This window comes from Desulfitobacterium sp. (assembly GCF_035539115.1).
Lineage (GTDB): Bacteria > Bacillota > Desulfitobacteriia > Desulfitobacteriales > Desulfitobacteriaceae > Desulfitobacterium_A.
Genome location: NZ_DATLJA010000060.1, coordinates 1 through 22,837, shown reverse-complemented (window position 1 = coordinate 22,837; position 22,837 = coordinate 1). Strand labels below are relative to the sequence as shown.

Genomic DNA, 22,837 nt, shown 5'->3' with positions numbered 1-22,837 from the left:
AAATATGCTGAAGCGAATAAAAGATTTCATATGAAAATTATTGAATTAAGTAAGATGCCCCATCTCATAGAACTTACGAATAATTTTTATGAGAATACGATTTATCTTTCTATAAGCGGTGATTTTGTTTTCTCAAGATGTAATATTTCTGTTCAAGAACATGGAGAAATTGTTAAGATGATGAAAAACCGAGAGGCCGGTATGGCTCGAAGGTTAGTCGAGAGTCATCTGCGCAAATGTACGGACGATTTTGTTAATATGATTACTGAACACGAACGGTAATTGGGAATGACTAAACGTCAGTAATTTCTGTTTACCATCACTTTGTAGTCGTTGATTTGTCTTGCGCCCAACGCATACTAAAGCCCCCCGGCGCACTAACACTTTTCATTTGCGTTTGTGCTACACAGAAGGGGCGGAAGGGAGGCTTTTATGAATACCAATGCATATGATGAGCATCTGCTCTCATCAGTGAAGAATGCACTGCGTATTTTGCGTAGTTTTTCCTTGGTTGAGCCTGAAAAAAGAGTCACAGCCCTGGCTGCGGAGTTAGGACTAGGGAAAAGTACGGTTAGCCGCTTATTGACGACACTTGCCAGCGAAGGATTTGTTATGAAAGACCATGAGACACAGCAATATTCTTTAGGGTTATCCATCCTGCATTTAAATACTGTTATGACTTCAAAGCTTGAAATCAACCGGGAATCGCTGCCCGTTTTGCAACACCTGGTTGATGACATTGGGGAAACCGCCCATATTGCTACGCTGGCAGGTATGGATGTAGTTTATTTGAATATCGTTGAATGCAAGCATCCGGTGCGAATGTTGTCGCACATAGGGCGCAGGAATCCTGTTCACTGCACAAGTTCCGGGAAAGTAATGCTTGCCTATCAGAATAAAACAGTGATAGATCAACTCATTGACAGGGGACTGGAGCAGTATACAGCTAATACCATAATCAATCCTGATGAATTTCGGACTGCTCTCAATACGATCAGGTTGCAAAAATATGCGTTCAGCATTGAGGAACTCCTGGAGGGGCTAATGTCGATTGCAGCGCCAATCTGGGATTATACCAACAGAGTCAATTATGCTGTGACTGTTATTGGCCCGATTTCTAGGATGAATCCTATTCGTTTAGCAATTGTCAATAAAGTAAAAAGTGCGGCGATGGAAATCACGCGTCGGATAGGTTAGTTTAAAATAATTGGTAGAGTATATCAGCAGGGTAGCGTCGGCTACTTTTTTTTTGCTATTTTTTGAAAAGTTTCAATTGTTGCATATAGCGGAACAATGGGATTGTGCGATTACTCGCTCCCAATTAAGATCATATCTAGGAAGACTAAATATGATCTTAATTAAAGGAGGAAACACAATGGAAGACGTTGGAAAAGGATTGTTTATCGAAGCAGCAGGTATCAATACCCATTACCATGAGGACGGCCAAGGAGAACCCGTTATTTTGATTCACGGTTCGGGTCCAGGAGTGTCCGCTTGGGCCAATTGGAGACTGGTATTTCCCATCTTATCGAAACACTATCATCTTTATGCACCAGATGTCGTCGGTTTCGGCGACACCGACAGACCGGAGGGTATCACCTATGGTATGGATATCTGGATCAAGCAGATAGTTGGTTTCATTGAGAGTCTGGGACTCAAAAAGGTATCCATTGTGGGCAATTCCATGGGTGGTGGTTTGGCTCTCCATTTGGCTCACCAGCGACCGGATCTCATCAATAAGCTCATTTTGATGGGGAGCGTGGGGATATCTTTCCCTCTCACAAAGGGACTGGATGATGTGTGGGGATATACTCCCAGTGTGGAAAACATGCAGAAAATGTTACGAACCTTTGTATCCAATCAAGCGATCGCCGATCAAGATGGTTTGGCCGAAATGCGCTATAAGGCAAGCATTCAGCCCGGTTACCAGGAGTCTTTTTCGGCGATGTTCCCCGCACCACGCCAGCAATGTGTGGAGGACATGGCACTTTCGGAAGAACAGCTTCGACAGATTACTCTTCCTACTTTGTGCATCCATGGTAGAGAAGACCAAATCATTCCCATTTTTGAAACAAGCTGGCGATTAGCAAATATTTTGCCAAACGCTGAACTTCATGTGTTTTCACACTGCGGGCACTGGACGCAAATTGAAAAGACAGTACCGTTTGCCAATGTGGTCCATGAGTTCTTGGGCCGCTAATTGCCAGCGGAGTAAATGGGCAAGAAGTCGTAGTGTGTCCCGACGTCGTTGGTGCAAGGAAACCCTTGTACCAACTGCCTCGGCGAATACCGGGAGGCTTTAAAATAAACAAGGAGGGATAAAGTAATGGATACAAATGTGACAAAAATATCCACCGAGACCACCTCTGAGAAACCAACCCATATACGTGTTGTGCTAGCAGGTATACTTTTTATCACGTTGTTGGTTTCGTACTTGGACCGGGTGAATGTCTCCGTGTTAGTGGCTGATCCCAAGTTTCTGCACGATATGGGGATCGCCGGAGAACCCGTTAAAATGGGTCTGTTGATGAGCGTTTTCTTATTTGCCTATGGTATTTCTAATATCATTACCGGTCCTATTGGCGATAAGTTGGGGCCACGCAAAGCCATGACGCTGTCAATTTTGTTGTGGGCCGTATCGAGTGCTATAGGTGGTCTGGCTGGATCGTTCGGCGTGATGATTGCCATCCGAGTTGTGCTAGGTCTCGGCGAAGGCATGCACTGGCCGATGCAAAGTTCATTCGTTAAGAATTGGTTTCCACCTAATGAACGAGTGAAGGCCAATTCCGCCTGGAACGTGGCTATCATGGTTGGTCCAGCCATATCTATGCCGTTTTTTTCCATTATTGTCGGTAGCTCCGGTTGGCGGACTAGCTTCTTTATCCTAACTTCTATTAGTATCATTCCTATATTACTTCTTTGGTTTTTGACAGCTGACCATCCGCGGCAAAGCCGGTTAGTCAACAAGCAGGAATTGGATTATATTGAAAGCGGACTGAAAGCAGAGAGTGATGCTTATGCCATTAGAATTACCACAGTTAGTGGAGCAAATAAAAAATTTTATCTAGATTATCAATTTTGGATGGTTACTTTCAGCTTCTTGGCTTCAGCATGTATGTTCTGGGGAACCATGTCTTGGCTGCCGTCGTACTTGAAAGTGGCGCGCAATTTTTCTTGGGCGCAAATGGGCTCCCTATCATCCTTGCCCTTTATTTTAGGTACGTTCACAGTCATTATCGTTGCTTTCATTGCGGACAGGTCAAGCAGGAAGACCATTTTCCCCATGATTGCTTTAAGTGGAGCAGCTATCTGCATTTTCCTGGGAGCCAATGTGGCTGATAATCTCACCAGTGCTTATCTCATGTCCGCAGCCATCGGCTTTATTGGTATCGGTTTGGCCTCGTATTGGACAGTCATGCAAAACATCGTGTCGTCTTCATCCACCGGTTCGGCAGCTGGTATTATGAATGGTGTTGGCAGTATTGGTTCATCATTTATCCCGACCATTATAGGCTATATTATTAAAATGACGGGTTCCTATGTGGGCGGCCTTATGTTCTTGGTGGTAATGGGTGGGCTTGGTGCCGTTTGCATGTTAATATTAACATTAAAGAAAATATAAGGGAGGAAGATTAGCTATGGAACAGAATTTGCGACAGATATTGGGCATGGAATTGTTTCAAGCTAGCAAAACTCGTGAGGTGGGAGCACCGCTTAGCGAACGTTTCCCAGATATTACGGTAGAAGATGCATACTACATCCAAGTGCATACCCTTAAGCAATTTGCCGCTCAGGGCAATAAAGTGACAGGTAAAAAGATTGGCTTAACTAGCAAGGCCATGCAGAGTATGTTTGGAGTTTTTGAGCCTGACTTTGGCAGTCTTTTGGATCATCTGGCGTTTAACTCAGGCGATGAAATACCCGCTGAACTGCTCATTCAACCCAAAGTGGAAGCCGAAATTGCCTTTGTATTGCAAAATGACCTGACAGGGAAGCACATTACTGCGCGGGATGTTCTGGATGCCACTGCCTATGTTACCGCAGCCATTGAAGTGGTAGACAGTAGAATTCGCAATTGGCAAATCAAATTGTCCGATACCGTTGGTGACAATGCGTCTTTTGGGGCGTATGTTCTTGGCAACACAACGAGTTCTGTGAGAGACATTGATTTACGCCTTGTGGGCATGGTGCTGGAACGGAATGGTGTCATTGCCAATACCGGCGCAGGTGCGGCGGTAATGGGGCATCCGGCTAACTGTGTAGCTTGGTTGGCTAATAAAATGAATGAATTTAACACTCCGCTTAGAAAAGGCGATGTGATATTGTCCGGCGCAGTGACAGCAGCTGTAGAAGCCAAACCTGGTGACTATTTCCGGGTACAATTTGACCGTCTGGGAGAAGTATGCATTTCCTTTGGTGTACAGAAATAATAGCCGCCGAGAAGATGGTCGAAATAGCCGTTTAATTTCCGGACAGCCAGGTATTTAAGTGAAATTCTAATTCATAAGAGAGGATGAGTATGTTGCCAATTAAAGTCGGAATTCTAGGGACAGGGAATATAGGAACCGATCTATTAATGAAGATTTCTAAGAAAAGCACGAATTTGCAAGTTGGGATGTTTGCCGGCATTGATCCTCAATCTGAAGGAATCCTGCGGGCGCAGAAAATGGGCATACCGACGTCTGCCGAAGGGATCCAAGCAATTTTGTCTGATCCATCCATTAAAATTGTGTTTGACGCGACCAGCGCAGGAGCCCATTTAAAGCATGCTCCTTTGCTCAAGGAAGCCGGAATGATTGCCATTGATCTTACCCCAGCAGCGGTGGGACCCTATGTTGTGCCGGCCGTTGACATGAACATGGAAAGTATGAGTGAACAGAACATCAATATGGTCACATGCGGCGGTCAGGGGACGATACCTATGGTTTATGCCGTGTCAAGGGTGGCTGAGGTCGCTTACGGCGAAACCGTCAGCACGATTCCCAGTAAAAGCGCCGGTCCCGGCACCCGAGCAAACATTGATGAATTTACCGATACGACCTCCAAGGGTGTTAGAGTTATCGGAGGAGCAAAGCGTTCTAAATCCATTATCATCTTAAATCCCGCTGATCCCCCAATTCTCAATCGTAACACAATCTACATTGTCCTCGAACAGGACCCTGATAAAGAAGCCATCGTTGCTTCCATTGAGGATATGGTCAGAACGGTTAAAAATTATGTTCCAGGGTATCGCCTCAAACATCCCCCAGTGTTTGAAGATCGTCAGATCACCATCATGGTGGAAGTCGAAGGGGCGGGAGACTTTCTGCCGAAATACGCCGGCAACTTGGATATCATGACTTCTGCAGCCTTAGCCGCAGGCGAGGCCATGGCCCGGAAAATACTGAATACGAGGAGGAAAAAGCAATGACAACAAAGAAGAAAATACGGATTGTCGATACAACCCTTCGTGATGGAAGTCATTCCATGGCGCATCAATATAGTGCAGAGCAGATTGCGGCCATTACGCAAGCCCTGGCCAAAGCCAAAGTTGATACGATCGAAGTCACCCATGGGGATGGCTTGGGAGGTTCCTCAATCCAATATGGTTTTAGCAAGCTTACCGATCAAGAGGCTTTGCAGGCTGCGGCCAGGGTGATCGGGGGGAGCAAGTTGGCAGTGCTCTTGTTGCCTGGCATCGGCATTAAAGAAGATTTGGAAATGGCCTATCAAGAAGGCTCCAGAGTAGCCCGCATCGCCACGCATGTGACTGAGGCCGATATCTCAGCTCAACATATAAAACTGGCTAAAGAAATCGGTATGGAAGTGATCGGCTTTCTGATGTTATCCCATATAGTGCCGGCCCAAAAGGTACTGGAACAGGCAAAACTCATGGAGTCTTACGGGACTGATGTGGTGTATGTTGTGGACTCGGCTGGGGCTATGCTTCCAGATGATGTGAAGAAAAAGGTGAGCCTTTTAAAGCAGAACCTTTCGGTTCAAGTGGGTTTTCATGCCCATAACAATCTGGGATTGGCCATCGGAAATACCGTTTCAGCCATAGAAGAAGGAGCGGAGGTTGTGGATGGCTGTCTGGCTGGAATGGGAGCCGGTGCCGGCAATACCCCAACCGAGGTTCTTGTCGCTGTTTTAAATAAATTGGGTTATGAAACCGGAGTGGATTTATATGCTGTTATGGATGCAGCGGAAGACATCGTTCGTCCTCTGATGCAGCGACCACAGGTCATTGATAAAGCAGCTTTATCGTTAGGGTATGCCGGTGTGTACTCCAGCTTTATGCTGCATACCTTTCGGGCTGCCAGCAAGTATGGCTTAGATCCCCGGGATATTTTGATCGAACTGGGAAAACGGAAAGTCGTGGGTGGACAGGAAGATATGATCATGGATGTCGCTTTGGAGGTTAAGGAAACGCTGTAAGACCATCCTTGATCCTGATTCAATAGGGAATCAAAATGCTAGGGTTTGAGCGTTTATAAAATTAGCGAATGCTAAGGAGCTGATAGTCCGTTGTCTGCGGATACCAGCTCCTTTTGGTCTAATCTGAATCCTCGTCTTATAACTGAAATGAGATGGGATGCCGTAGAAATTGACCAGCGAATGCTATTTCGATCAGCTTTATTCCCAAACGGATCATATTTGATCTTTGGACAGGGTGATAATAGCGTAATTAGAATTGGCGTTCTATCGTTGTAATTCTATCATACAGCGCTTGGTTTACTGGTGTCGGGACACCATATTTCTGGCCGAGTTCCAACACCGTGCCGGCGAATAACTCCACCTCGCTGTGACGTTTTTCTACCATATCCTGACGCATTGAGGGCCTGCCTTCTGGATTCAACGGTTCCAATACGCTCAACCAATAGTTCAAATCCTCTTCCGTCAAATTGATGCCTTCTTTTTCAGAAAGTGCCTGTTGACAATAGAAAACACATCATTTATTTGGTATAGTGAATTTGACAAGAACTCACTACTACGCAGAAAAGAGAGGTGTCTTCTATATGATAATGATAGCGCAGAAGGAACAGAAAAATCAACTGCCAAATGAGATTCAACCGGCATTTAAGGAATTTAAAGTTCTACACCTTCTAAGAAACTCTGGTTTTAAGAAGAACTTTAACTTTTTGGATGTCAACGGTATGGCTAAACCCACGAATCAGCGTTATTTAGATACGACCATCGTTTATGCACGTTATATTCTTCTTGCACGGCACCATCGACAAGACACCGATGATCGGACGCTGGGAGGACTATTTTCGGTATTATGTAGGGGGCCTGGCGTAGAAAGGGTTTGGACAGTTCGTTTATTTTTTCATCTTCAATCCCAAGCTGGGCACGAAACCGACTTAAGGAGGCTTGGTACTTTGGCTCCATCTATCTCGAGAAAATTACGATAATCCTGATGTTTAGGCTTGGCTAACTCCCTACACATTTGGCGAAATGAAGTAAATTCGGGTCGAGTGAAGTAGAGAATATGCATACGAAACAAAGTAACCACATCCCAAGGCTTGCGCCCCCGCGGATCAATAAGGGTTGGTCGTGGGAATAGCGATCGAATTTCCTCATCGTTAATGAAAGAAACATAATCAATGAGTTCCGCATCAAAACCTAACGTGCTATAATAGAGGGGTGAGAATATGTTTAGTTGATTATGCAAGATTTACACCTCTTCCTGTGTGATAATTGGGTTTCGTCACCTTTATTTTACCGCACAATGGACAGAGGTGTAATTATTTTTTTATCACGAACAGGTGTTTTTATCACTAAACCTTTTTGTAACAGACTCTATTAAGTGAAGATAGAAAGAGGTTAATAAAACTATTTTTACTTGAAAAGGTTAAATTAATGGCTGAGATAATTGGAAGAGAGGAGGCGTAAAATGTCTGTTGAAGATGGTAGAGATTATCTTTTACTTATTTGGAAAGAACCAAAATCAAGAAGAAGATATCTTGTTGGTGAGTTATCTAAAAATGGTCAATTTGAATTTACATACAATAATGAGGTTCACGAGGCCATAGAAGATGGATTTGAATTGCTCATTGCTTTTCCGGAAATTGATAAGTTATATAAAGGCGACAAGCTATTTCCTGTTTTCGCGAGTAGATTGCCAGATCCAAAGAGAAAGGGCATTGAAGCCATTCTTAATAAATACGGTTTAGCTGAGTACGATGCCTATAAGCTTCTCAAGAGAAGTGGCGCTAGGTTACCCATCGATAATCTTGAGTTTATTGACCCTATTTTTGACTTTGAGTCGGGAAAAATTGTAAGGCAATTTTTCTTGGCTGGTTCTAGATATTACCTTGGTTGTGAGGGTACAGATTGCAAAAAATCTCATGATGTAAAATTAAATGAAGAATTAAGATTGATTCTAGAACCGGAAAATATGCAGGATGAATATGCCATTAAAATAACTAATAGGGCAGGAACATTACTCGGCTACTTACCACGTTATTATGCACAAGGAGTTAGCCAACTAATCGGCAATGAAACAGTGATAACCTGCAGAGTGATTGAGGTAACTAAAGATACAGGATGTGTAGAATGTATTAAGGTAGAGTTGACGATCAAAATAATTAGCACTACTTTCGTCTGACCTAGCGTTCGGGTTGGAAAAGGCCCCCGTTGCTAGAACGATTTCCCTGCATGTAACAGATCCCACCACGCCTCTTAACAATGCGTACCACGGTGGGCCGTTTTATTCATAGGGGAATTGTCTTGGCAAAATTGATGACTTGCTCAGTGGACATCAGGTGGATCAGGAAAGGTGGACTGGTATCCTGGGTATCAGATGTGAGGGTCATAACTGAAATTAGACAATAAGACTACAAGCTCTAAATTATGGTATATTATTGGAAAAGGGTTTATACAGATTGAACCCTGAGCTGCAAGGCTTAGTGATTAGGTTAAGGAAATAAAAGGGTGGCATTATGACCTTTGAAGAACTGCTTGAAAAGTATCAAGCAGTGTTGCTCGAAAACAGCAACCTAAAAGAAGAATTAGAAACTTTAAATACTAAGCTCGGTGTTTCTGAACATCGGGCTATTCCTTATGGCCGTTCTGATAATACTAATGTGGATAGCTTATTTCCGACACTTACTACATTTACAGAAGCATCTAATCGTGGATCAGAAGGTGAGACTTTGCAATTAAACGTCAACGGCATGTCTGATCCCAAGGAAAAGATAATGTTATTTAGGTCACTCTTTAAAGGTCGGGAAGATGTTTATGCTAAACGGTTTGAAAACAAAAAGAAGGGGACGGATGGATATATACCGTGCTGTTTAAATGAATGGAAATCAGAGCTATGCAGAAAACCAAAGGTGAAATGCACTGCTTGTTCCAATACGGCCTATGCCCGTTTGGATGAAAAGGTTATTGACGATCATTTGCGAGGGCGTGGCAATTTAGTTGTGGGAATATATCCTCTAGGCCTTGATGAAACCTGTTACTTTTTAGCCATTGACTTTGATGATGGAGAGTGGCAGAAGGATATTTCCCAGTTTAGAGAAGTATGCTTAGAATTTGATTTGCCGATAGCTATTGAACGCTCCAGGTCAGGAAATGGAGCCCATGCCTGGATATTCTTTGAAAGCCCTATAGCTGCAACGTTAGCCAGAAAACTCGGAAGCGCACTACTTACCTACGCCATGAACAAAAGGCATGAAATTACCTTTAAATCGTATGACAGGTTTTTTCCTAATCAGGATACTATGCCAAGGGGCGGTTTGGGCAACTTGATTGCGTTGCCCTTGCAAAAAGCAGCAAGGATTAATAATAACAGCGTTTTTATCGATGCCAATTTTGAACCGTATAATGATCAATGGGCATTCATGACAACCCTGCGAAAGCTCTCTGAAGATGAAGTCGAAAGTCTCATATCAAAAATTTGCAATGGAAATGAACTTGGAATCTTGAAAAGAGATGATCAAGAAGAACCACAAAAACCTTGGGAAACAAAAAACACTATCAAACTTTCAGAGGATGACTTTTCTCAGACAATTAAAATTGTCAAAGCAAATATGTTATTCATCTTGAAAACAGGCATTTCTCATAGAGCCTTAAATCATTTAAAACGGTTGGCGGCTTTCAATAATCCGGAATTTTATAAGGCCCAGGCCATGAGAATGCCAAACTATAAAAATAAAATACCAAGAATAATATCGTGTTCTGATGAAACAGAAGACTATCTCTGCCTGCCAAGAGGGTGCGAAGCGGATGTAAGGGCCTTTTTTACAGAACTAAAGATTGAACCTGAATTTATTGAGAAAACCAATCCTGGCAGAAGCATCGATGTAGAATTTAACGGCAGTTTGAGGGATGAACAACCACTGGCACTTGATCAATTGCTCAAACATGATAATGGAGTGCTCTCTGGAACTACCGCTTTTGGGAAAACTGTTGTTGCTATAAAGCTAATCGCTGAGAGAAGAGTTAATACGCTTATTATTGTTGATAAAGTAAATTTGGTGACCCAATGGAAAAATAGATTAACGGAATTCTTGACAATAAAGGAAATCCTGCCAGTCACAATTGAAGTCAAAAAGAGAGGGAGAAAAAAGGCAAATAGTACGATAGGGCAATTGGGAGCAGGAAAGAATAACTTGAGCGGAATCATAGATATAGCTGTTATGCAATCATTGAACAGACTGGGTGAAGTGAAGGATTGCGTGAAAAACTATGGCATGATTATTATGGATGAATGTCATCATATATCAGCGTTCAGCTTTGAGACGATACTTAAGAGTTCTAATGCAAAATATGTTTATGGATTAACGGCAACGCCTATACGAAAAGATGGGCATCATCCGATCATATTTATGCAATGTGGTTCCATACGATTTAAAGATGATACCAAAAAACAGGCAGACAAAAGACCCTTTGAGCACTATGTCATACCAAGATTCACGTCGCTCAGAGTCCCTCTAGATAAGAACGAAAAGGATGTATCGATTCAAGAGCTGTATTCTGAAATTGTGGTTAATGAGTGTAGGAATCAACTGATCACAGAGGATATCGTTCGAAGCTTTGAGAGTGGTAGAAACTGCCTGGTATTAACTGAGAGAACGGCGCATGTCGAATTGCTTGCCAAAAAGTTGCGTGAGAGAATTCCCCAAGTAATCTCTTTAACGGGTGGAATGGGAGTAAAACGAACTAGGGAGATCATGACGCAAATAGCAGAGACACCCGCTGACAAGCCGTTAACCTTAGTTGCCACCGGCAAATACATTGGGGAGGGCTTTGACGAACCACGCCTTGACACTTTATTTTTAGTGATGCCAATATCTTGGAAAGGCACCTTGCAACAATATGCAGGAAGGCTTCACAGACTCTTTGCCAATAAAAAAGAAGTACAAATCTATGATTATGTAGATATTCATGTAAGGATGCTTGAACGGATGTACCATAAACGGCTTAACGGGTATGCTACCATTGGGTATAAAGCAAAAGGAGAAAGTAGTGCACCAGAGTCAATTGATGTAATTTTTGATAAGAGCAATTTCTTATCGGTTTATACTAATGATATTATCAATGCCGCCAGAGAAATTCTGATTGTAAGCTCCTTTGTTACCAAGAAGCGTACTCTACAAATGATGCAACACCTGAAAATTGCTTTAGAAAATAAGGTGAAAGTCATCGTGATAACCCGGCCCATTGGATATTTCAAAGACAAGGATACGAGTGCTCTGCAGGGGACCTTGGACTTATTGCAAGCTGCTGGAGTAAGTTTAGTTTTCAAATCGAATATACACCAAAAATATGCCGTCATTGACCAACGAATCGTATGGTATGGGAGTATCAATCTTTTGAGTTTTGGTAGTGCTGAAGAAAGTATCATGCGACTGGATAGCCCTAACATTGCTAATGAATTAATATTGAACATGGATAAATAACAGTCCTACAACTATTGATTTAAGGGGTGGTTTGAATGCTTAGCAAGAATGGAAAGGGTATTGCAAAACTCACTTCTTTAAAAGAAGACAAGGTGAAAATTATGAAGTCGTTTTTTAGTTCCCTCTCTAATGATATCTCTTTAGAACAGTCAAGAGAGGAAAGGCTAAAGAAATATGAACGTACTGATTGATACAAATGTCAGCAAGAGCGAGCGGTTGAGTCAGGGCAAGAAATAATGGGATGTGTAACATTTGGTGGGTAGAAACTAGAAATATTGGAGAGAGAAATGTCAAAGAAAAAACGCAGAAGTGGCCATTACTGCAAAATTTGTTCTGAATATAAATCGAATGAGAGCTTTTCGGGTAAGGGTCATGCAAATCATATATGTAGAAGATGCAGTAAAAAGTCTCCAACTGAGCAAGCTGCAGATATAACCTTGAATAGAATTTTTAACATGCCCTTCAGAAAGCTTAGCCCGGCAGAAAAGAGCTGGCTTGAAAACAGACTTCATGATCAGCGTGAAGAAGTTAAATCGGCTGCTCAGGAGATATATAGGCTTTTGTATCCACACGCGGAGCGAAATAATAGGAAAAAGCAGCTTCATATCAACAAGTTGAGTTTCAGGATACATTCCAAGGTTTATGAAGAGCTGCGCGATGTACAAAATGCCAAACTGTTCGAAGCAGATAAAGTGAGTAATAACATTGTTCAAACGGAGTTTGCGAGTGACGGCTCTCCTGCAAGCAGACAGGAAAAATTTATGTTAGATATCGATATGGCTAAATTCCTGAAATGGATAGTACATTCTCTCGAAATATTCGAATGGGAGCAAGATTACGGCCAGAATGATAACAGCTTTAATGTGCTTGGTGATGATCAAATATATTCTGACGAATTTGATTGCTTTGAAGAATGCATGATAGATATTGAAAAAGAAATTGATAATGTAGAACCAGAGACAATCACATGGAATGTCGAGGTTTATTATTCTAATGGCACAATTCAGAAAACAAGTGGAACGCATGTTTATCTGCCAGAAAAGGTAGAAGAGCTTTATTGGGGTTTTCAGGAATTTTTTGCTCCAGCTTATTCTAAAGAGGAAGAATGCGAAGAAGACATGGAGCTACAGACAGATATTGATGACTTACCATTCTGACTATCTTAATTTCTATGAACATAATAAAAAGTATGGAAAAGTGGAGCAGGTTCAATTATGAGTAGAAATAAACCAAGGGTACGCTATGAACTTGACAGCAGGGATATTAGAAGCTTAACAACTGAAGAAATAAAGGTGATACTTCGTGCGGCTGATGAACTTATAGCAACCGGGGGCCGGAGTATGTTAGCAAAGATTCTGAAGGGCTCTAAAGATAAAAAAGTGATGGAGCATGGACTGGATCAATGTCCGGTGTATGGATACTTTAGGGAACAGACCTTACAGGAAATAACTCATCGGATCGATTGGATGATCAAGAAAGGCTACCTTGAAATAGAATACACGGACAGGCTGCCAATGATTGTTTTCTCAAAAATAGGCTGGGAAATTGAGAGGGAAACCTATGCAGAGGAGTTATTACAAACGTTTGAACGACTTCTGGAAGATAAAGACTACAGCTTTGTTCAGGAGTTGAAGGACAGGAACAGAGGAATGATTATACTGTTCCTTGAGAAAATCAAACAGACCGGCAATGCTATGTATATACCAATCCTGAAAGTCTGGAAGGAAATTGAATTCAAAAAAGTGCAGGCTGAAATTCAGAGGGTCATTGATTATCTGCTGAAAGAGGGAACTATATTTTAACACAATCTAATCCTACTTAAAAAGATTAAACTCAAGCCTGAGAAGATAGTACGAGGGTGGTAACAATGAATCTTAAAAACTTTGAAAACTATATCGAGAAAAAGATACTGGCAAGGGGCTATGACTACTACGAGAATAATTATGTAACGTCAGTTGAAGAAACTGAGGAGAATGTCTTTGAGGCCGAGGTTGAAGGCACTGAGCTCTACACGGTGGAGGTCGAACTTGATGATCAGGCGAACATCACCGATACCCAATGCGATTGTCCCTATGATATGGGCGATTATTGCAAGCATCAGGTAGCAGCATTTCTTGCTGTACGGGATATGAAAAACAATCTATCCAAGGAATATAACCAGATATCCCAAGATAGTGGGGATTCAGAATCCATACTTAAAGTTCCGAAAAAAAGAAAAGCGCCTAATATCGAGAAGATACTATCTGACAGAACCAAAGAGGAACTGGTTGAATTTTTGCTGGATATCGTTAACGAATATGAAGAAATCAAGCGGCGAATTGAACTGAATTTTGATGATGGAAATGATGAGGCTGAACTATCCAAGGCCATTGCGCTGATTCGTACCTATATCAATAACAATTCAGACAGACATGGATTTGTAGCGTACAGAGATACCGGTGAAGCGGTCAGGGGTGCGGATCTGATGCTGGAAAAGGCCCATTTTGCTTTAGAAAAGAATAAGCCAGTGCAGGCTTTACAGCTTAGCCTATGTGTAATCCAGGAGATGATGGATTTACTTCAAGGCGCAGATGACTCAGACGGTGTAATCGGTGGAGTAATTGAGGAAAGCTTAGCATTTATTGATGAAATGAGTGGGGATAAAGAACTAAAACCAATTCATAAAGAAACTTTGTTTAATAAACTGATCGAAGAAGCGTCCCATCGACAATACAATGGTTGGACTGATTGGAGAATAGACCTTTTGGAAAGCTGTTCAGAGCTTGCTGACACTTCGGATTTACGAGGCAAATTGGAAAATTATTTAAGCTTAATGCTGGAAAATGAAAAAGGAGATTCATGGGGTGTCAATTACTTAGCTGAGCGAGTTAATCTCATCCGATATCATTTGGTTGAGAAACATGACGGGCAGAAAAAGGCACAGGAATTTATTGAAAATAACCTTCAATACTCCAACTTTAGGGAAATGGCAATCAAAAGCGCTATGAACAAAAAGGATTATGACTATGTCATCAAGCTTACCCTTGATGGGGAGGACAAGGATAAAAGCCTGCGAGGACTGGTAAGCCAGAACTAAATCTTCCCGTAGTAACGTGGTAAGAAAGGCATCCAGTCTTGAAAAATGAATTTAACATGCTATGATGATTATAAAATGATCTAGGAGCATGTTTATGTTTAATCATTCAGGAAATTACGAATTTCAGATATCCAGAAAATACGATTCAAGGAGTTATTATACTTTTACTCCTAAACCACTTTGCAGCTTGACAGATAACGTGCTGCCGATGGATGAGCACATGATGATGCTGATTTCGCAAGCGCACAGGCTTCTGGGTATCCTTGAAGGCATTTCAAGGTACATACTAGATATTGACACATATATAAACTTGCTCATGAAAAAAGAGGCCCATTTATCCTGCCAAATTGATGGGATAACTACACCTTTTTATGATATCCTTGATTCTAACAACGAGAAAAGTAAAAATGCGATGGCAATAATAAACTGCGTGACGGCTATGCAGTACGCTCAGAGGAAAACAGTATCAAATCAACTAATATCTGAAATACAAGGCATCGCATTGAAGGATAGCGGCTGCAAGAATATTGGAAAGTTTAGAGAAACGCAAATTTTTCTAAAGCCCTATGTTTCCTAAAATATACAAGAGTACAATCCCACTGCGCCGGAAGATCTGGAATCGGCTTTAGATGACTTTGAAAAATTTATGACAGCAGACGACAACATTGATGTACTCATAAAGTCTGCACTTGTTCATTACCAATTTGAAATAATCCACCCGTTTGAAAAAGGAAACGGCAGAGTTGGGAGAATACTTGCCATGTTGATGCTATTGCAAAATAAAGTGTTATCAAAACCGGTTATCTCACTGTCATATGATCTCTTCCATGATAAGGCTGAATATTTTGATAGGCTTTCAAGCACACAGCTCAACGGAAACTATGCACAGTGGGTGAAATTTTTTATCAAAGCTATAATCGTAGCGGCAGACAACTCTATAAAACAGATAGAAAGCTTTATTGCTATAAGATATAGAAAAAATAATGGTACTCGGTAAGGCATCAAAGAATGCTTTGCTGGTGTATAAGTATATTGAAAAAAATCCCATTCTAAAGATACCATCCGTTGCCAATGAATTAAACTCTTCTTTTAATACGGTGGCAAAAGTCGTAGAAGCTATGGTTGGCTGTGGAATATTGAAACAGGCGAACAACCAATCAAGGCACCGGCATTTTATATATGAGGATTACGTAAAGATATTTGATTGGATATGACATTGACGACCATTTTGCTGAGGTCAGCAAAATGGTTGAAGCCAGTGTATCTTATTTCTGCGCCGCAAAGGGATAATGAAACTCTCACCAAGGTCAGTTAATGAGAAATACGGTGAAAAGAGTATCACAAGGGTACGACTGTTGTAACTAAAATATTTCAAAGGGGTAGTCAGTTAGTCCCATTTTAGTAACGTTCTCAATAAAGCAGTACAAACATCCGGCGGCCTTAATAGAATGTTGCTGGATTGGGTGTTTAGGTGAGGTGGGGAATACGGAACTGCCTTTTAAGAATTCTCTAAATGGTTTAAGTGGGTTATGATCTGTGTAGAGTTGCAGGCAAGTTAGGGAAAGGAAAAGGTGATCAAGATATGAAGCCAGTCAGCTTGAAAGAAATTGTCGATAGACTGGATTTCTTCATGGATGGATGGAACCATTATTTGAACAAAAAGACAGGTGATATCGTCGAAATTCAAATGGAGTATTTAAGCATTGCCGAAGAATCCGAAGATGATGATGATTTTAGTGAATATGAGGACTGGGAGCAGGATGCTATTCGCGAGGCAGTGGACGTGGTGGAAAACTGGGGCGATTATGTTGAACTGCCCGATCGGGAAGAAGTTAACGAATATCGGATTATGGAAAACTTTTGTTATTCTCAAGAAGATGACAAACTGCGAAATAAGCTGTGTCACTCAATTGATGGTAAAGGCGCGTTTCGTCGCTTCAGAGATGTGATCATTAAGCATGGGATAGAAAAAGAATGGGATTCGTACAAATATGAGACACTATGTGAAATTGTCTGCGAATGGTGCGAATTTCATGAAATTGACTATAAATAAGTTGTTGCGAAGTGAACTTCGTTCTCCGAAGTCTGACAGTGCGCCAAGATCACTTAACCCTATCAAATAATACTAGGAAAGTGGTCAAGCCATCCGTAAACGTCGATTCCCCGAAGACAGTTTTTGCAATGATAAGAAAACCTTCAGTTTCCATTTGAAACTGAAATTATTGATGCGCTGGGTCCTTTGGAAGAGGGAGATATTCTTAAGGATATAGGGATAGACAGTTTTTTTGATTTATACGCATAGTTGTAAAAGCACGAAAAGGTCGAAAACAATATATGTTTTTCCTATGCCTGCTGGAATTAGTCGAAAAGAACAGCAAGAACTATCAATTGGTTCATGATTATAACTTGTGGTTTAGTAATCTTTAAAAATGATCGTTCTGAGTGTCCTACAGGAAGGAGAAAAGCAACGTGAACCAAGCAAAACCGACCAGAGAAGAATGGAACTCATTATACCAAGCCGCAGTAGATTTCAAACGCTCGGCCTGTTGGGAATGGATGTATGAAGATGATATTTTTGGAGTGGTAGACCCTGAAACTAGGGAGACTGCTTATTGCTGCATCATGGGCAATGGTGGAGAGCATTTTGCTGTTGCTGGATATCTTGGGACTGAAGGCTTAAGTGGGATACTTGAACTGCTATCCGGAGAAATTGACGCAGAGAGTTCCGAAAGCATGTTTATCCAAAAGTGCCTGATGTGTTCTTTTGAAGACAGATCACTCCTATCGGCAGAAGATTTAAAAAATATCAAAGAAATGGGTTTGAAATTCCGAGGTAGAAATGAATGGCCGCTTTTCAGATATCATGAGCCGGGTTTTGTACCCAGGTTTATCAGTGCGATCCAATGTCGTTTTCTAACACATATTTTGAGACAAGCTCTGGAGGTGGCTTTGTGTTGTCGGAGCGGCAAGGAGATTCTAGATCATGAAACACCTTTTACTTTCTTAATAAGAGTTTGCCGGAAATCCGGGGAATGGGAAGACAAATATATAACGGCAGAGCCTGACGAGCCGGAGTTCGTTTCCTTCCATATCCAGGATGAAATCCGGCTTAAAAAACTTAAGACCTTTAAACCCAAGCAAAATCTGATATTAGAAGCGGATACTTTTTATGTTCCAACTCCAGTCAGAGAAAACGCTAGGCCCTATTTCCCGAAAGTAGGTGTACTCCTTGACCATCACAGCGGTCTGGTCGTTTCCTTCGAAATGATGAAGGACATTCAGGAAGAAGGATACAAGTGTGTAGACAGATTCGTAGACTTTAGCGAACAAAATATGCCAACTAAGTTGCTTGTAGCAAGGGTGGAAACCTATTATCTTTACTTGGATGTGTGCAAACAGCTTGGGTTACCGATTGAGATGGTTGAACAACTCGAATATGCCGAGGAATTTCGTAACGGAGTGTTTGATCAGTTTGTGAACATCCATGACAGTGAGCGGTGAAGAGGGCAAATTTTTCATGAGCAGCAAACATAATCTTTTATGCATCCATGCCAAGGGAATCCTGAAGACTGGTCAGCAATAATACCTTGACCACCAGTCCCACCGCTACATATTAAGCAGTCCAAACACCCTGTGGCTTTCATGAAATGTTGGTAGATTGGGTGTCTCTGGTAAGGTCGGAATAATGGTACTGAGGGATTCGGGAGTTTTGGTTTCTTGGAAATTCAAAAGACTAAACCGGATAAAAGTGGGGAGAGGAAGCTCGTAGATTTATTAGACGTAGTGAATAGAATAAACGTCTTTTTTTCTTTTTATCGCGTTTTTCTTGAAGGAATTTGGTAACTTATTAAGAATAGAATAATATGTTTCACCTTGCTGAAGGTACTTCAAAGACATAATAAACGGAGGTAAGTATGTCAGTTATTAAGAAAAAGAAAAAGAAAAAGAAAAAGAGATTAAATAAAAATAACTTACCCAGTGCAAATAAATTGTCAGCTGTTATCCTTGAATTTGTAAAACCTCTATCTGAAAGAATTGATAATGATGAAATGAATAAAAGCATGATACAATTTGGGATTCTTGTTTGGAACATATCATTATTTCCAATGGAGGATAGAGAAAAACAAAAAGATAGCATTATAAAAAGATTAGTCAAGGATAAACAAATAGAGGATGAGTTTAATGAAATCTATGATTATTTGATTTCTAGGAAAGATTCTCTTTTTAAGAATGATAGAAGGTTTGTTGTTGATTATGTGATTACAGAGCAAGAAAATATTTTTAATTTAACCATTGGATCAACCAAACTTATAAATGAATAAGAGTTAAAGGACCTCGTAGGTTTGAATATTTCCAAAGGATAGTATCATTACAAACATGGACAAAATCAGGAAACAGGGGAATGGTCATGCCGACCGAAATTCTTGGAGAATAGTCCTAAACTCGGGTTCGACAGTCAAATCGCATTTTAGGCACATGGAAAAAAATGAGATCCACTAACCATGCGGATTTGAGGGGTTATCCACAAGTGAATAACTTTAAAAGCGTAGGCACACGAAACTGTGGATAACTCTAAATATTCTTTGAATATATATTGATTGAGTAGATACACAGTGGTAAAATATAATTATGTATATTCGTGTAAGTTCTCGAAAAAACAAAGATAATAGTGTCATTAAATATGTCCAGTTAGCTCATAATGTCCGTAATCCGAAGACGGGTACGCCGCAGGCAGAGGTGATTCATAGTTTCGGACGGTTGGATGAGCTGGATATGGATGGACTCAGGCGTCTTTCTCGGAGTATTCAGCGCTTCCTCGGTGAGGAGCCAACTCTCTTCGATGAAAAAACCTCCGAGCTACGGTTCATCTCTAGTCGCCCTATGGGCGGAACTTGGTTTCTTGACGGACTTTGGCGTCGGATTGGGATCGATAAGATCCTCGGAAAACGTTTGAAAGATCGTGAGTTCAGAGTGGAAATGGAGCGCGTCATCTTTGCGATGGTCGCTAATCGGGCGTTAGCCCCTTCGAGTAAATTAGGTCTGGAAGAGTGGATTGACAAGAAAGTAGCGATTCCTGGGCTCAGTGAACTCGACGTTCAGCATTGCTATCGAGCGATGGATTTTCTTTTGGAATCCGAGGAAGAACTCCAGCATGAGATTTTCAATGCCGTTGCGGACCTCTTCAATTTGGAAGTTGACCTTCTCTTCTTCGATACGACCTCGACTTATTTTGAAATGGATGAGTGGGATGACGAGGAGTTTAAGCTTCCAGGTCACTCGAAGGATAGTCGGCCGGATCTTCCCCAAATCGTGATTGGTTTGGCCGTTACACGGGACGGGATTCCCATACGCTGTTGGTCGTGGCCTGGAAACACCTCGGATATGTCGGTAATTCCCGAGGTGAAGAGAGATCTCGTGGGTTGGAAGCTCGGCCGAGTGATTACCGTAGCGGATCGGGGTTTCTCTTCTGAGCTCAATCTGCGGACGCTGCAACAAGCGGGTGGGCATTATATTGTCGGTGAACGACTGTCCGCTGGAAAGCCGGACGTTGAAAAGGCCTTATCTCATCCCGGCCGCTTCCGTAGTGTTCGAGAGAACTTGGAAGTCAAGGAAGTCGTTGTCGGTAATGGAGAAGCTCGAAATCGCTATGTGCTCGTTCGCAATCCCGCTGAGGCTCGACGTGACGCAGCAAAGCGTGAAAAGCATTTAGAGAAGTTAAAAGCGGAACTCGCTCGATTAAAGGAACTGGATGGAAACGCCCATACCAAAGCCCATTGCCATCTCAACACCCATATCACGCTCAAGAAGTATCTTAAAATGGACTCCAAGGGGAATTTAAAAATTGATCCTCAAGCGGTTAAAGCGATGGAGCATCTGGATGGGAAATACCTCATCCGAACTTCGGATGATACGCTTTCCACAGAAGACATTGCTTTAGGCTACAAGCAGCTCCTTGAAGTGGAAAGAGCCTTTCGAACCTTGAAAACGACGTTGGAGTTGCGCCCAGTGTACCATCGAAAAGAAGAACGAATTCGTGCGCATGTTCTCTTATGTTGGTTAGCCCTGCTTCTTGTGAGAGTCGCAGAAGTTAACACGCTACAAACCTGGCCCCCATTGCGTTCAGAATTGGATGCTATGCACCTCATTAAATACGAATCTGTGGATGGAAAAGTCTTTCAAAGAACAGAGCTAACCGAGAGTCAAAAGAGAATTCTTTTCTTGCTCCAAGTCCCGGAACCCACGAAAATACTGGATATTACCCTTAAAAAGGGTGCAAAAGCGTAGATACACGACAAGTTATCCACAAGTGCCTCTATCCCATGCACTGCAAGGGATTGGGGCACTTCTTGTGCCTACAGACTGTCGAACCCGAGCTAAAGTGGCTGTATAAATTAAAAGAAACTTGAATTGAGAGAATGATCAGCAATAATTTTTTGCCCTATCTTGACAGAGGCTAAAATTGTTCAGCCATTTTTCATACTTGTTCCAGTTTGAATTGTGTTATAATGGAAATAATCAATGACTTGCACCATCGCAATGAGCAGCACATAGAATTAAATCATAATAAAAATAATTCAAATTGTGGAATGATTAAAAAAGTTAAAAGGATGGTGAAAAATTATGAATCAGATAGCGGTCAACATGTATCTGCCTGAGGATGTGTTATTGGAGATAAACGCATTGCATATAGAGGGCAAAACCCTTGAGGATAAACTAAAACTCAACCTTTCCATAGGTCTCTTCGTATCCAAAGATATTAGTCTTGGAAAGGCAGCCCAACTTGCAGGCAAGTCTTTATCAGAATTTATCAATATCCTTAACCATTTGAATATTCCGGCTGTTGAATATACAGAGGAAATGTATGAAGATGACCTGAAATTTATGTCCAACCACGAAAGCGAGAGGCCTAGTGTATGAGTATTGTATCAAATTCCAGCCCGCTGATATTTCTGAGTAAGCTAGGCAGGCTGGATGTACTAACCCAGATATTCAATAAGGTATACATTCCTTATGCTGTATATGAGGAAACTGTGCTGTCACACAAAACTGATGATACCGCTTCGCAGATTGCTCATTTTGTTACAAAAGGGCAAATTATCCAATTCAATGTGCAGAATGAGTTGGCGGTAAAGGCTCTTTCAGGTCGTTTGCATCCAGGAGAAGTTCAAGTTATTATTGGAGCATCTGAAATTGGTATAAAGGAAGTCATTCTTGATGATCTCCACGCACGAAATAAAGCAAAACAATTTGATTTAAACATCATAGGTACTCTTGGCATACTGAGAATTGCTTATAAGAAGGGTATAATCAAAGATTTTAAATCCGATATAACAGAGCTAATGAACGTCGATTTTAGAATATCGCCTACCCTGCTACAAAGAATACTTGATGATTTAATTTGAGCCGGAACTGCGAACCTATTTTTTTACTCTCCCGTCTGTGCAGTTGGGCTGATGGGCAATGCACAGCACTATATAAAACTTTGGTATTAACGACGACTATTCTATCAATAGTAAAAGAAGATCGCTTTATGCATAGCTGACCATCTGCAATTATCGGAAATGTTGCGGGAGGTCATTTATTTTTTATGTAAGACTTGACACAAGCTAATGAAGGTGTTACGGGAGGCATAAATCAAATAAAGTGATTGAAGCTGACTATATATAAATAAGTCACATTTTTAAAATATATATTTCGATAAACGCTTTCAAAATGAAATACATAAGTTATTATTGATTTCAGTGCAAAAAGTCTTTGAAATTGTAACCTATTTTTCCTCTGTAGACTGTTATAAATTCATTTTACCATCTTATGGATAATATTATCTGGATCATCCATCGAAAATGGCGATATTAACACAAGGTGGTGAGGT

The 22,837-nt window shown here is 41.3% G+C and carries 23 protein-coding genes and 1 pseudogene; 23 read left to right on the top strand and 1 reads right to left on the bottom strand.

Annotated features, from left to right (window positions below; genetic code table 11):
• The 7 genes from VM640_RS10905 to dmpG form a co-directional block, all read left to right on the top strand.
• On the top strand, window positions 1–282 hold a 282-nt coding region (locus tag VM640_RS10905), incomplete at its 5' end, for an FCD domain-containing protein (RefSeq protein ID WP_325392109.1).
• Window positions 283–432: 150 nt separating this feature from the next.
• Window positions 433–1,197 carry an IclR family transcriptional regulator gene (locus VM640_RS10900; RefSeq protein WP_325392107.1) on the top strand — a complete coding sequence of 255 codons (765 nt, stop codon included), beginning with the start codon at window positions 433–435 and terminating at the stop codon, window positions 1,195–1,197.
• A 178-nt stretch (window positions 1,198–1,375) separates the two neighbouring features.
• Entirely contained in the window at window positions 1,376–2,200 is an 825-nt protein-coding gene (locus VM640_RS10895; RefSeq protein WP_325392105.1) for an alpha/beta fold hydrolase, read from the top strand.
• A gap of 126 nt (window positions 2,201–2,326) precedes the next feature.
• The gene (locus VM640_RS10890; protein ID WP_325392103.1) at window positions 2,327–3,622 is read left to right on the top strand and encodes an MFS transporter; all 1,296 of its coding nucleotides are present in this window, start codon (window positions 2,327–2,329) and stop codon (window positions 3,620–3,622) included.
• A 16-nt stretch (window positions 3,623–3,638) separates the two neighbouring features.
• Window positions 3,639–4,430, top strand: a complete 792-nt coding sequence (locus VM640_RS10885; protein WP_325392101.1) for a 2-keto-4-pentenoate hydratase — start codon at window positions 3,639–3,641, stop codon at window positions 4,428–4,430.
• An 89-nt stretch (window positions 4,431–4,519) separates the two neighbouring features.
• On the top strand, window positions 4,520–5,410 hold the full coding sequence (locus VM640_RS10880) for an acetaldehyde dehydrogenase (acetylating) (protein WP_325392099.1): 891 nt from the start codon (window positions 4,520–4,522) through the stop codon (window positions 5,408–5,410).
• Window positions 5,407–6,417: a 4-hydroxy-2-oxovalerate aldolase gene (gene dmpG / locus VM640_RS10875; RefSeq protein ID WP_325392097.1), complete on the top strand. Its 1,011-nt coding sequence runs from the start codon at window positions 5,407–5,409 to the stop codon at window positions 6,415–6,417. Before VM640_RS10880 ends, dmpG begins: the two co-directional genes overlap by 4 nt.
• A 250-nt stretch (window positions 6,418–6,667) precedes the next feature.
• Here dmpG and VM640_RS10870 read toward each other — a convergent pair.
• Window positions 6,668–6,907: pseudogene (locus VM640_RS10870) on the bottom strand (ketopantoate reductase family protein); the annotation flags it as partial.
• A gap of 91 nt (window positions 6,908–6,998) precedes the next feature.
• Here VM640_RS10870 and VM640_RS10865 point away from each other — a divergent pair.
• From VM640_RS10865 to VM640_RS10795, 16 genes are all read left to right on the top strand, one after another.
• Window positions 6,999–7,394 (top strand): hypothetical protein, encoded by a 396-nt coding sequence (locus tag VM640_RS10865; RefSeq protein ID WP_325392095.1) that lies wholly within the window; start codon window positions 6,999–7,001, stop codon window positions 7,392–7,394.
• A 482-nt stretch (window positions 7,395–7,876) separates the two neighbouring features.
• The gene (locus tag VM640_RS10860; protein ID WP_325392093.1) at window positions 7,877–8,590 is read left to right on the top strand and encodes an HIRAN domain-containing protein; all 714 of its coding nucleotides are present in this window, start codon (window positions 7,877–7,879) and stop codon (window positions 8,588–8,590) included.
• Between the two features lie 334 nt (window positions 8,591–8,924).
• Window positions 8,925–11,888, top strand: a complete 2,964-nt coding sequence (locus tag VM640_RS10855) for a TOTE conflict system archaeo-eukaryotic primase domain-containing protein (RefSeq protein WP_325392091.1) — start codon at window positions 8,925–8,927, stop codon at window positions 11,886–11,888.
• Between the two features lie 35 nt (window positions 11,889–11,923).
• A complete protein-coding gene (locus VM640_RS10850; protein WP_325392089.1) occupies window positions 11,924–12,079 on the top strand; it encodes a hypothetical protein in 156 nt (51 codons plus the stop codon).
• Between the two features lie 96 nt (window positions 12,080–12,175).
• Window positions 12,176–13,045, top strand: a complete 870-nt coding sequence (locus VM640_RS10845) for a hypothetical protein (protein WP_325392087.1) — start codon at window positions 12,176–12,178, stop codon at window positions 13,043–13,045.
• A 57-nt stretch (window positions 13,046–13,102) separates the two neighbouring features.
• Window positions 13,103–13,690, top strand: coding sequence for an RQC-minor-1 family DNA-binding protein (locus tag VM640_RS10840; protein ID WP_325392085.1), 588 nt, complete (start codon window positions 13,103–13,105; stop codon window positions 13,688–13,690).
• A 65-nt stretch (window positions 13,691–13,755) separates the two neighbouring features.
• Window positions 13,756–14,964: an SWIM zinc finger family protein gene (locus VM640_RS10835; RefSeq protein ID WP_325392083.1), complete on the top strand. Its 1,209-nt coding sequence runs from the start codon at window positions 13,756–13,758 to the stop codon at window positions 14,962–14,964.
• Between the two features lie 94 nt (window positions 14,965–15,058).
• Window positions 15,059–15,541: a Fic/DOC family N-terminal domain-containing protein gene (locus VM640_RS10830; protein WP_325392081.1), complete on the top strand. Its 483-nt coding sequence runs from the start codon at window positions 15,059–15,061 to the stop codon at window positions 15,539–15,541.
• A 3-nt stretch (window positions 15,542–15,544) separates the two neighbouring features.
• Window positions 15,545–15,961: a Fic family protein gene (locus VM640_RS10825; RefSeq protein WP_325392111.1), complete on the top strand. Its 417-nt coding sequence runs from the start codon at window positions 15,545–15,547 to the stop codon at window positions 15,959–15,961.
• Window positions 15,962–16,546: 585 nt separating this feature from the next.
• Window positions 16,547–17,017: a UPF0158 family protein gene (locus tag VM640_RS10820; protein ID WP_325392079.1), complete on the top strand. Its 471-nt coding sequence runs from the start codon at window positions 16,547–16,549 to the stop codon at window positions 17,015–17,017.
• 239 nt (window positions 17,018–17,256) lie between these two features.
• Window positions 17,257–17,391: a calcium-binding protein gene (locus VM640_RS17175; protein WP_414647961.1), complete on the top strand. Its 135-nt coding sequence runs from the start codon at window positions 17,257–17,259 to the stop codon at window positions 17,389–17,391.
• A 42-nt stretch (window positions 17,392–17,433) separates the two neighbouring features.
• The gene (locus VM640_RS10815) at window positions 17,434–18,465 is read left to right on the top strand and encodes a DUF7309 domain-containing protein (RefSeq protein ID WP_325392077.1); all 1,032 of its coding nucleotides are present in this window, start codon (window positions 17,434–17,436) and stop codon (window positions 18,463–18,465) included.
• 413 nt (window positions 18,466–18,878) lie between these two features.
• Entirely contained in the window at window positions 18,879–19,286 is a 408-nt protein-coding gene (locus VM640_RS10810) for a hypothetical protein (RefSeq protein WP_325392075.1), read from the top strand.
• A gap of 307 nt (window positions 19,287–19,593) precedes the next feature.
• The gene (locus VM640_RS10805) at window positions 19,594–21,249 is read left to right on the top strand and encodes an IS1634 family transposase (protein WP_325392073.1); all 1,656 of its coding nucleotides are present in this window, start codon (window positions 19,594–19,596) and stop codon (window positions 21,247–21,249) included.
• Window positions 21,250–21,585: 336 nt separating this feature from the next.
• Complete coding sequence (locus tag VM640_RS10800) at window positions 21,586–21,882, top strand: UPF0175 family protein (RefSeq protein WP_325392071.1); 297 nt, start codon at window positions 21,586–21,588, stop codon at window positions 21,880–21,882.
• Window positions 21,879–22,367, top strand: coding sequence for a PIN domain-containing protein (locus tag VM640_RS10795; RefSeq protein ID WP_325392069.1), 489 nt, complete (start codon window positions 21,879–21,881; stop codon window positions 22,365–22,367). The genes VM640_RS10800 and VM640_RS10795 overlap by 4 nt, the downstream gene beginning before the upstream one ends.
• Window positions 22,368–22,837 lie beyond the last annotated feature (470 nt).

Excerpts from the sequence above, each read along its gene's own strand:
- VM640_RS10900 (WP_325392107.1), top strand. The coding sequence starts at position 433 with ATGAATACCAATGCATATGATGAGCATCTGCTCTCATCAGTGAAGAAT.
- VM640_RS10895 (WP_325392105.1), top strand. The coding sequence starts at position 1,376 with ATGGAAGACGTTGGAAAAGGATTGTTTATCGAAGCAGCAGGTATCAAT.
- VM640_RS10890 (WP_325392103.1), top strand. The coding sequence starts at position 2,327 with ATGGATACAAATGTGACAAAAATATCCACCGAGACCACCTCTGAGAAA.
- VM640_RS10885 (WP_325392101.1), top strand. The coding sequence starts at position 3,639 with ATGGAACAGAATTTGCGACAGATATTGGGCATGGAATTGTTTCAAGCT.
- VM640_RS10880 (WP_325392099.1), top strand. The coding sequence starts at position 4,520 with ATGTTGCCAATTAAAGTCGGAATTCTAGGGACAGGGAATATAGGAACC.
- dmpG (WP_325392097.1), top strand. The coding sequence starts at position 5,407 with ATGACAACAAAGAAGAAAATACGGATTGTCGATACAACCCTTCGTGAT.
- VM640_RS10865 (WP_325392095.1), top strand. The coding sequence starts at position 6,999 with ATGATAATGATAGCGCAGAAGGAACAGAAAAATCAACTGCCAAATGAG.
- VM640_RS10860 (WP_325392093.1), top strand. The coding sequence starts at position 7,877 with ATGTCTGTTGAAGATGGTAGAGATTATCTTTTACTTATTTGGAAAGAA.
- VM640_RS10855 (WP_325392091.1), top strand. The coding sequence starts at position 8,925 with ATGACCTTTGAAGAACTGCTTGAAAAGTATCAAGCAGTGTTGCTCGAA.
- VM640_RS10850 (WP_325392089.1), top strand. The coding sequence starts at position 11,924 with ATGCTTAGCAAGAATGGAAAGGGTATTGCAAAACTCACTTCTTTAAAA.
- VM640_RS10845 (WP_325392087.1), top strand. The coding sequence starts at position 12,176 with ATGTCAAAGAAAAAACGCAGAAGTGGCCATTACTGCAAAATTTGTTCT.
- VM640_RS10840 (WP_325392085.1), top strand. The coding sequence starts at position 13,103 with ATGAGTAGAAATAAACCAAGGGTACGCTATGAACTTGACAGCAGGGAT.
- VM640_RS10835 (WP_325392083.1), top strand. The coding sequence starts at position 13,756 with ATGAATCTTAAAAACTTTGAAAACTATATCGAGAAAAAGATACTGGCA.
- VM640_RS10830 (WP_325392081.1), top strand. The coding sequence starts at position 15,059 with ATGTTTAATCATTCAGGAAATTACGAATTTCAGATATCCAGAAAATAC.
- VM640_RS10820 (WP_325392079.1), top strand. The coding sequence starts at position 16,547 with ATGAAGCCAGTCAGCTTGAAAGAAATTGTCGATAGACTGGATTTCTTC.
- VM640_RS10810 (WP_325392075.1), top strand. The coding sequence starts at position 18,879 with ATGTCAGTTATTAAGAAAAAGAAAAAGAAAAAGAAAAAGAGATTAAAT.
- VM640_RS10805 (WP_325392073.1), top strand. The coding sequence starts at position 19,594 with ATGTATATTCGTGTAAGTTCTCGAAAAAACAAAGATAATAGTGTCATT.
- VM640_RS10800 (WP_325392071.1), top strand. The coding sequence starts at position 21,586 with ATGAATCAGATAGCGGTCAACATGTATCTGCCTGAGGATGTGTTATTG.
- VM640_RS10795 (WP_325392069.1), top strand. The coding sequence starts at position 21,879 with ATGAGTATTGTATCAAATTCCAGCCCGCTGATATTTCTGAGTAAGCTA.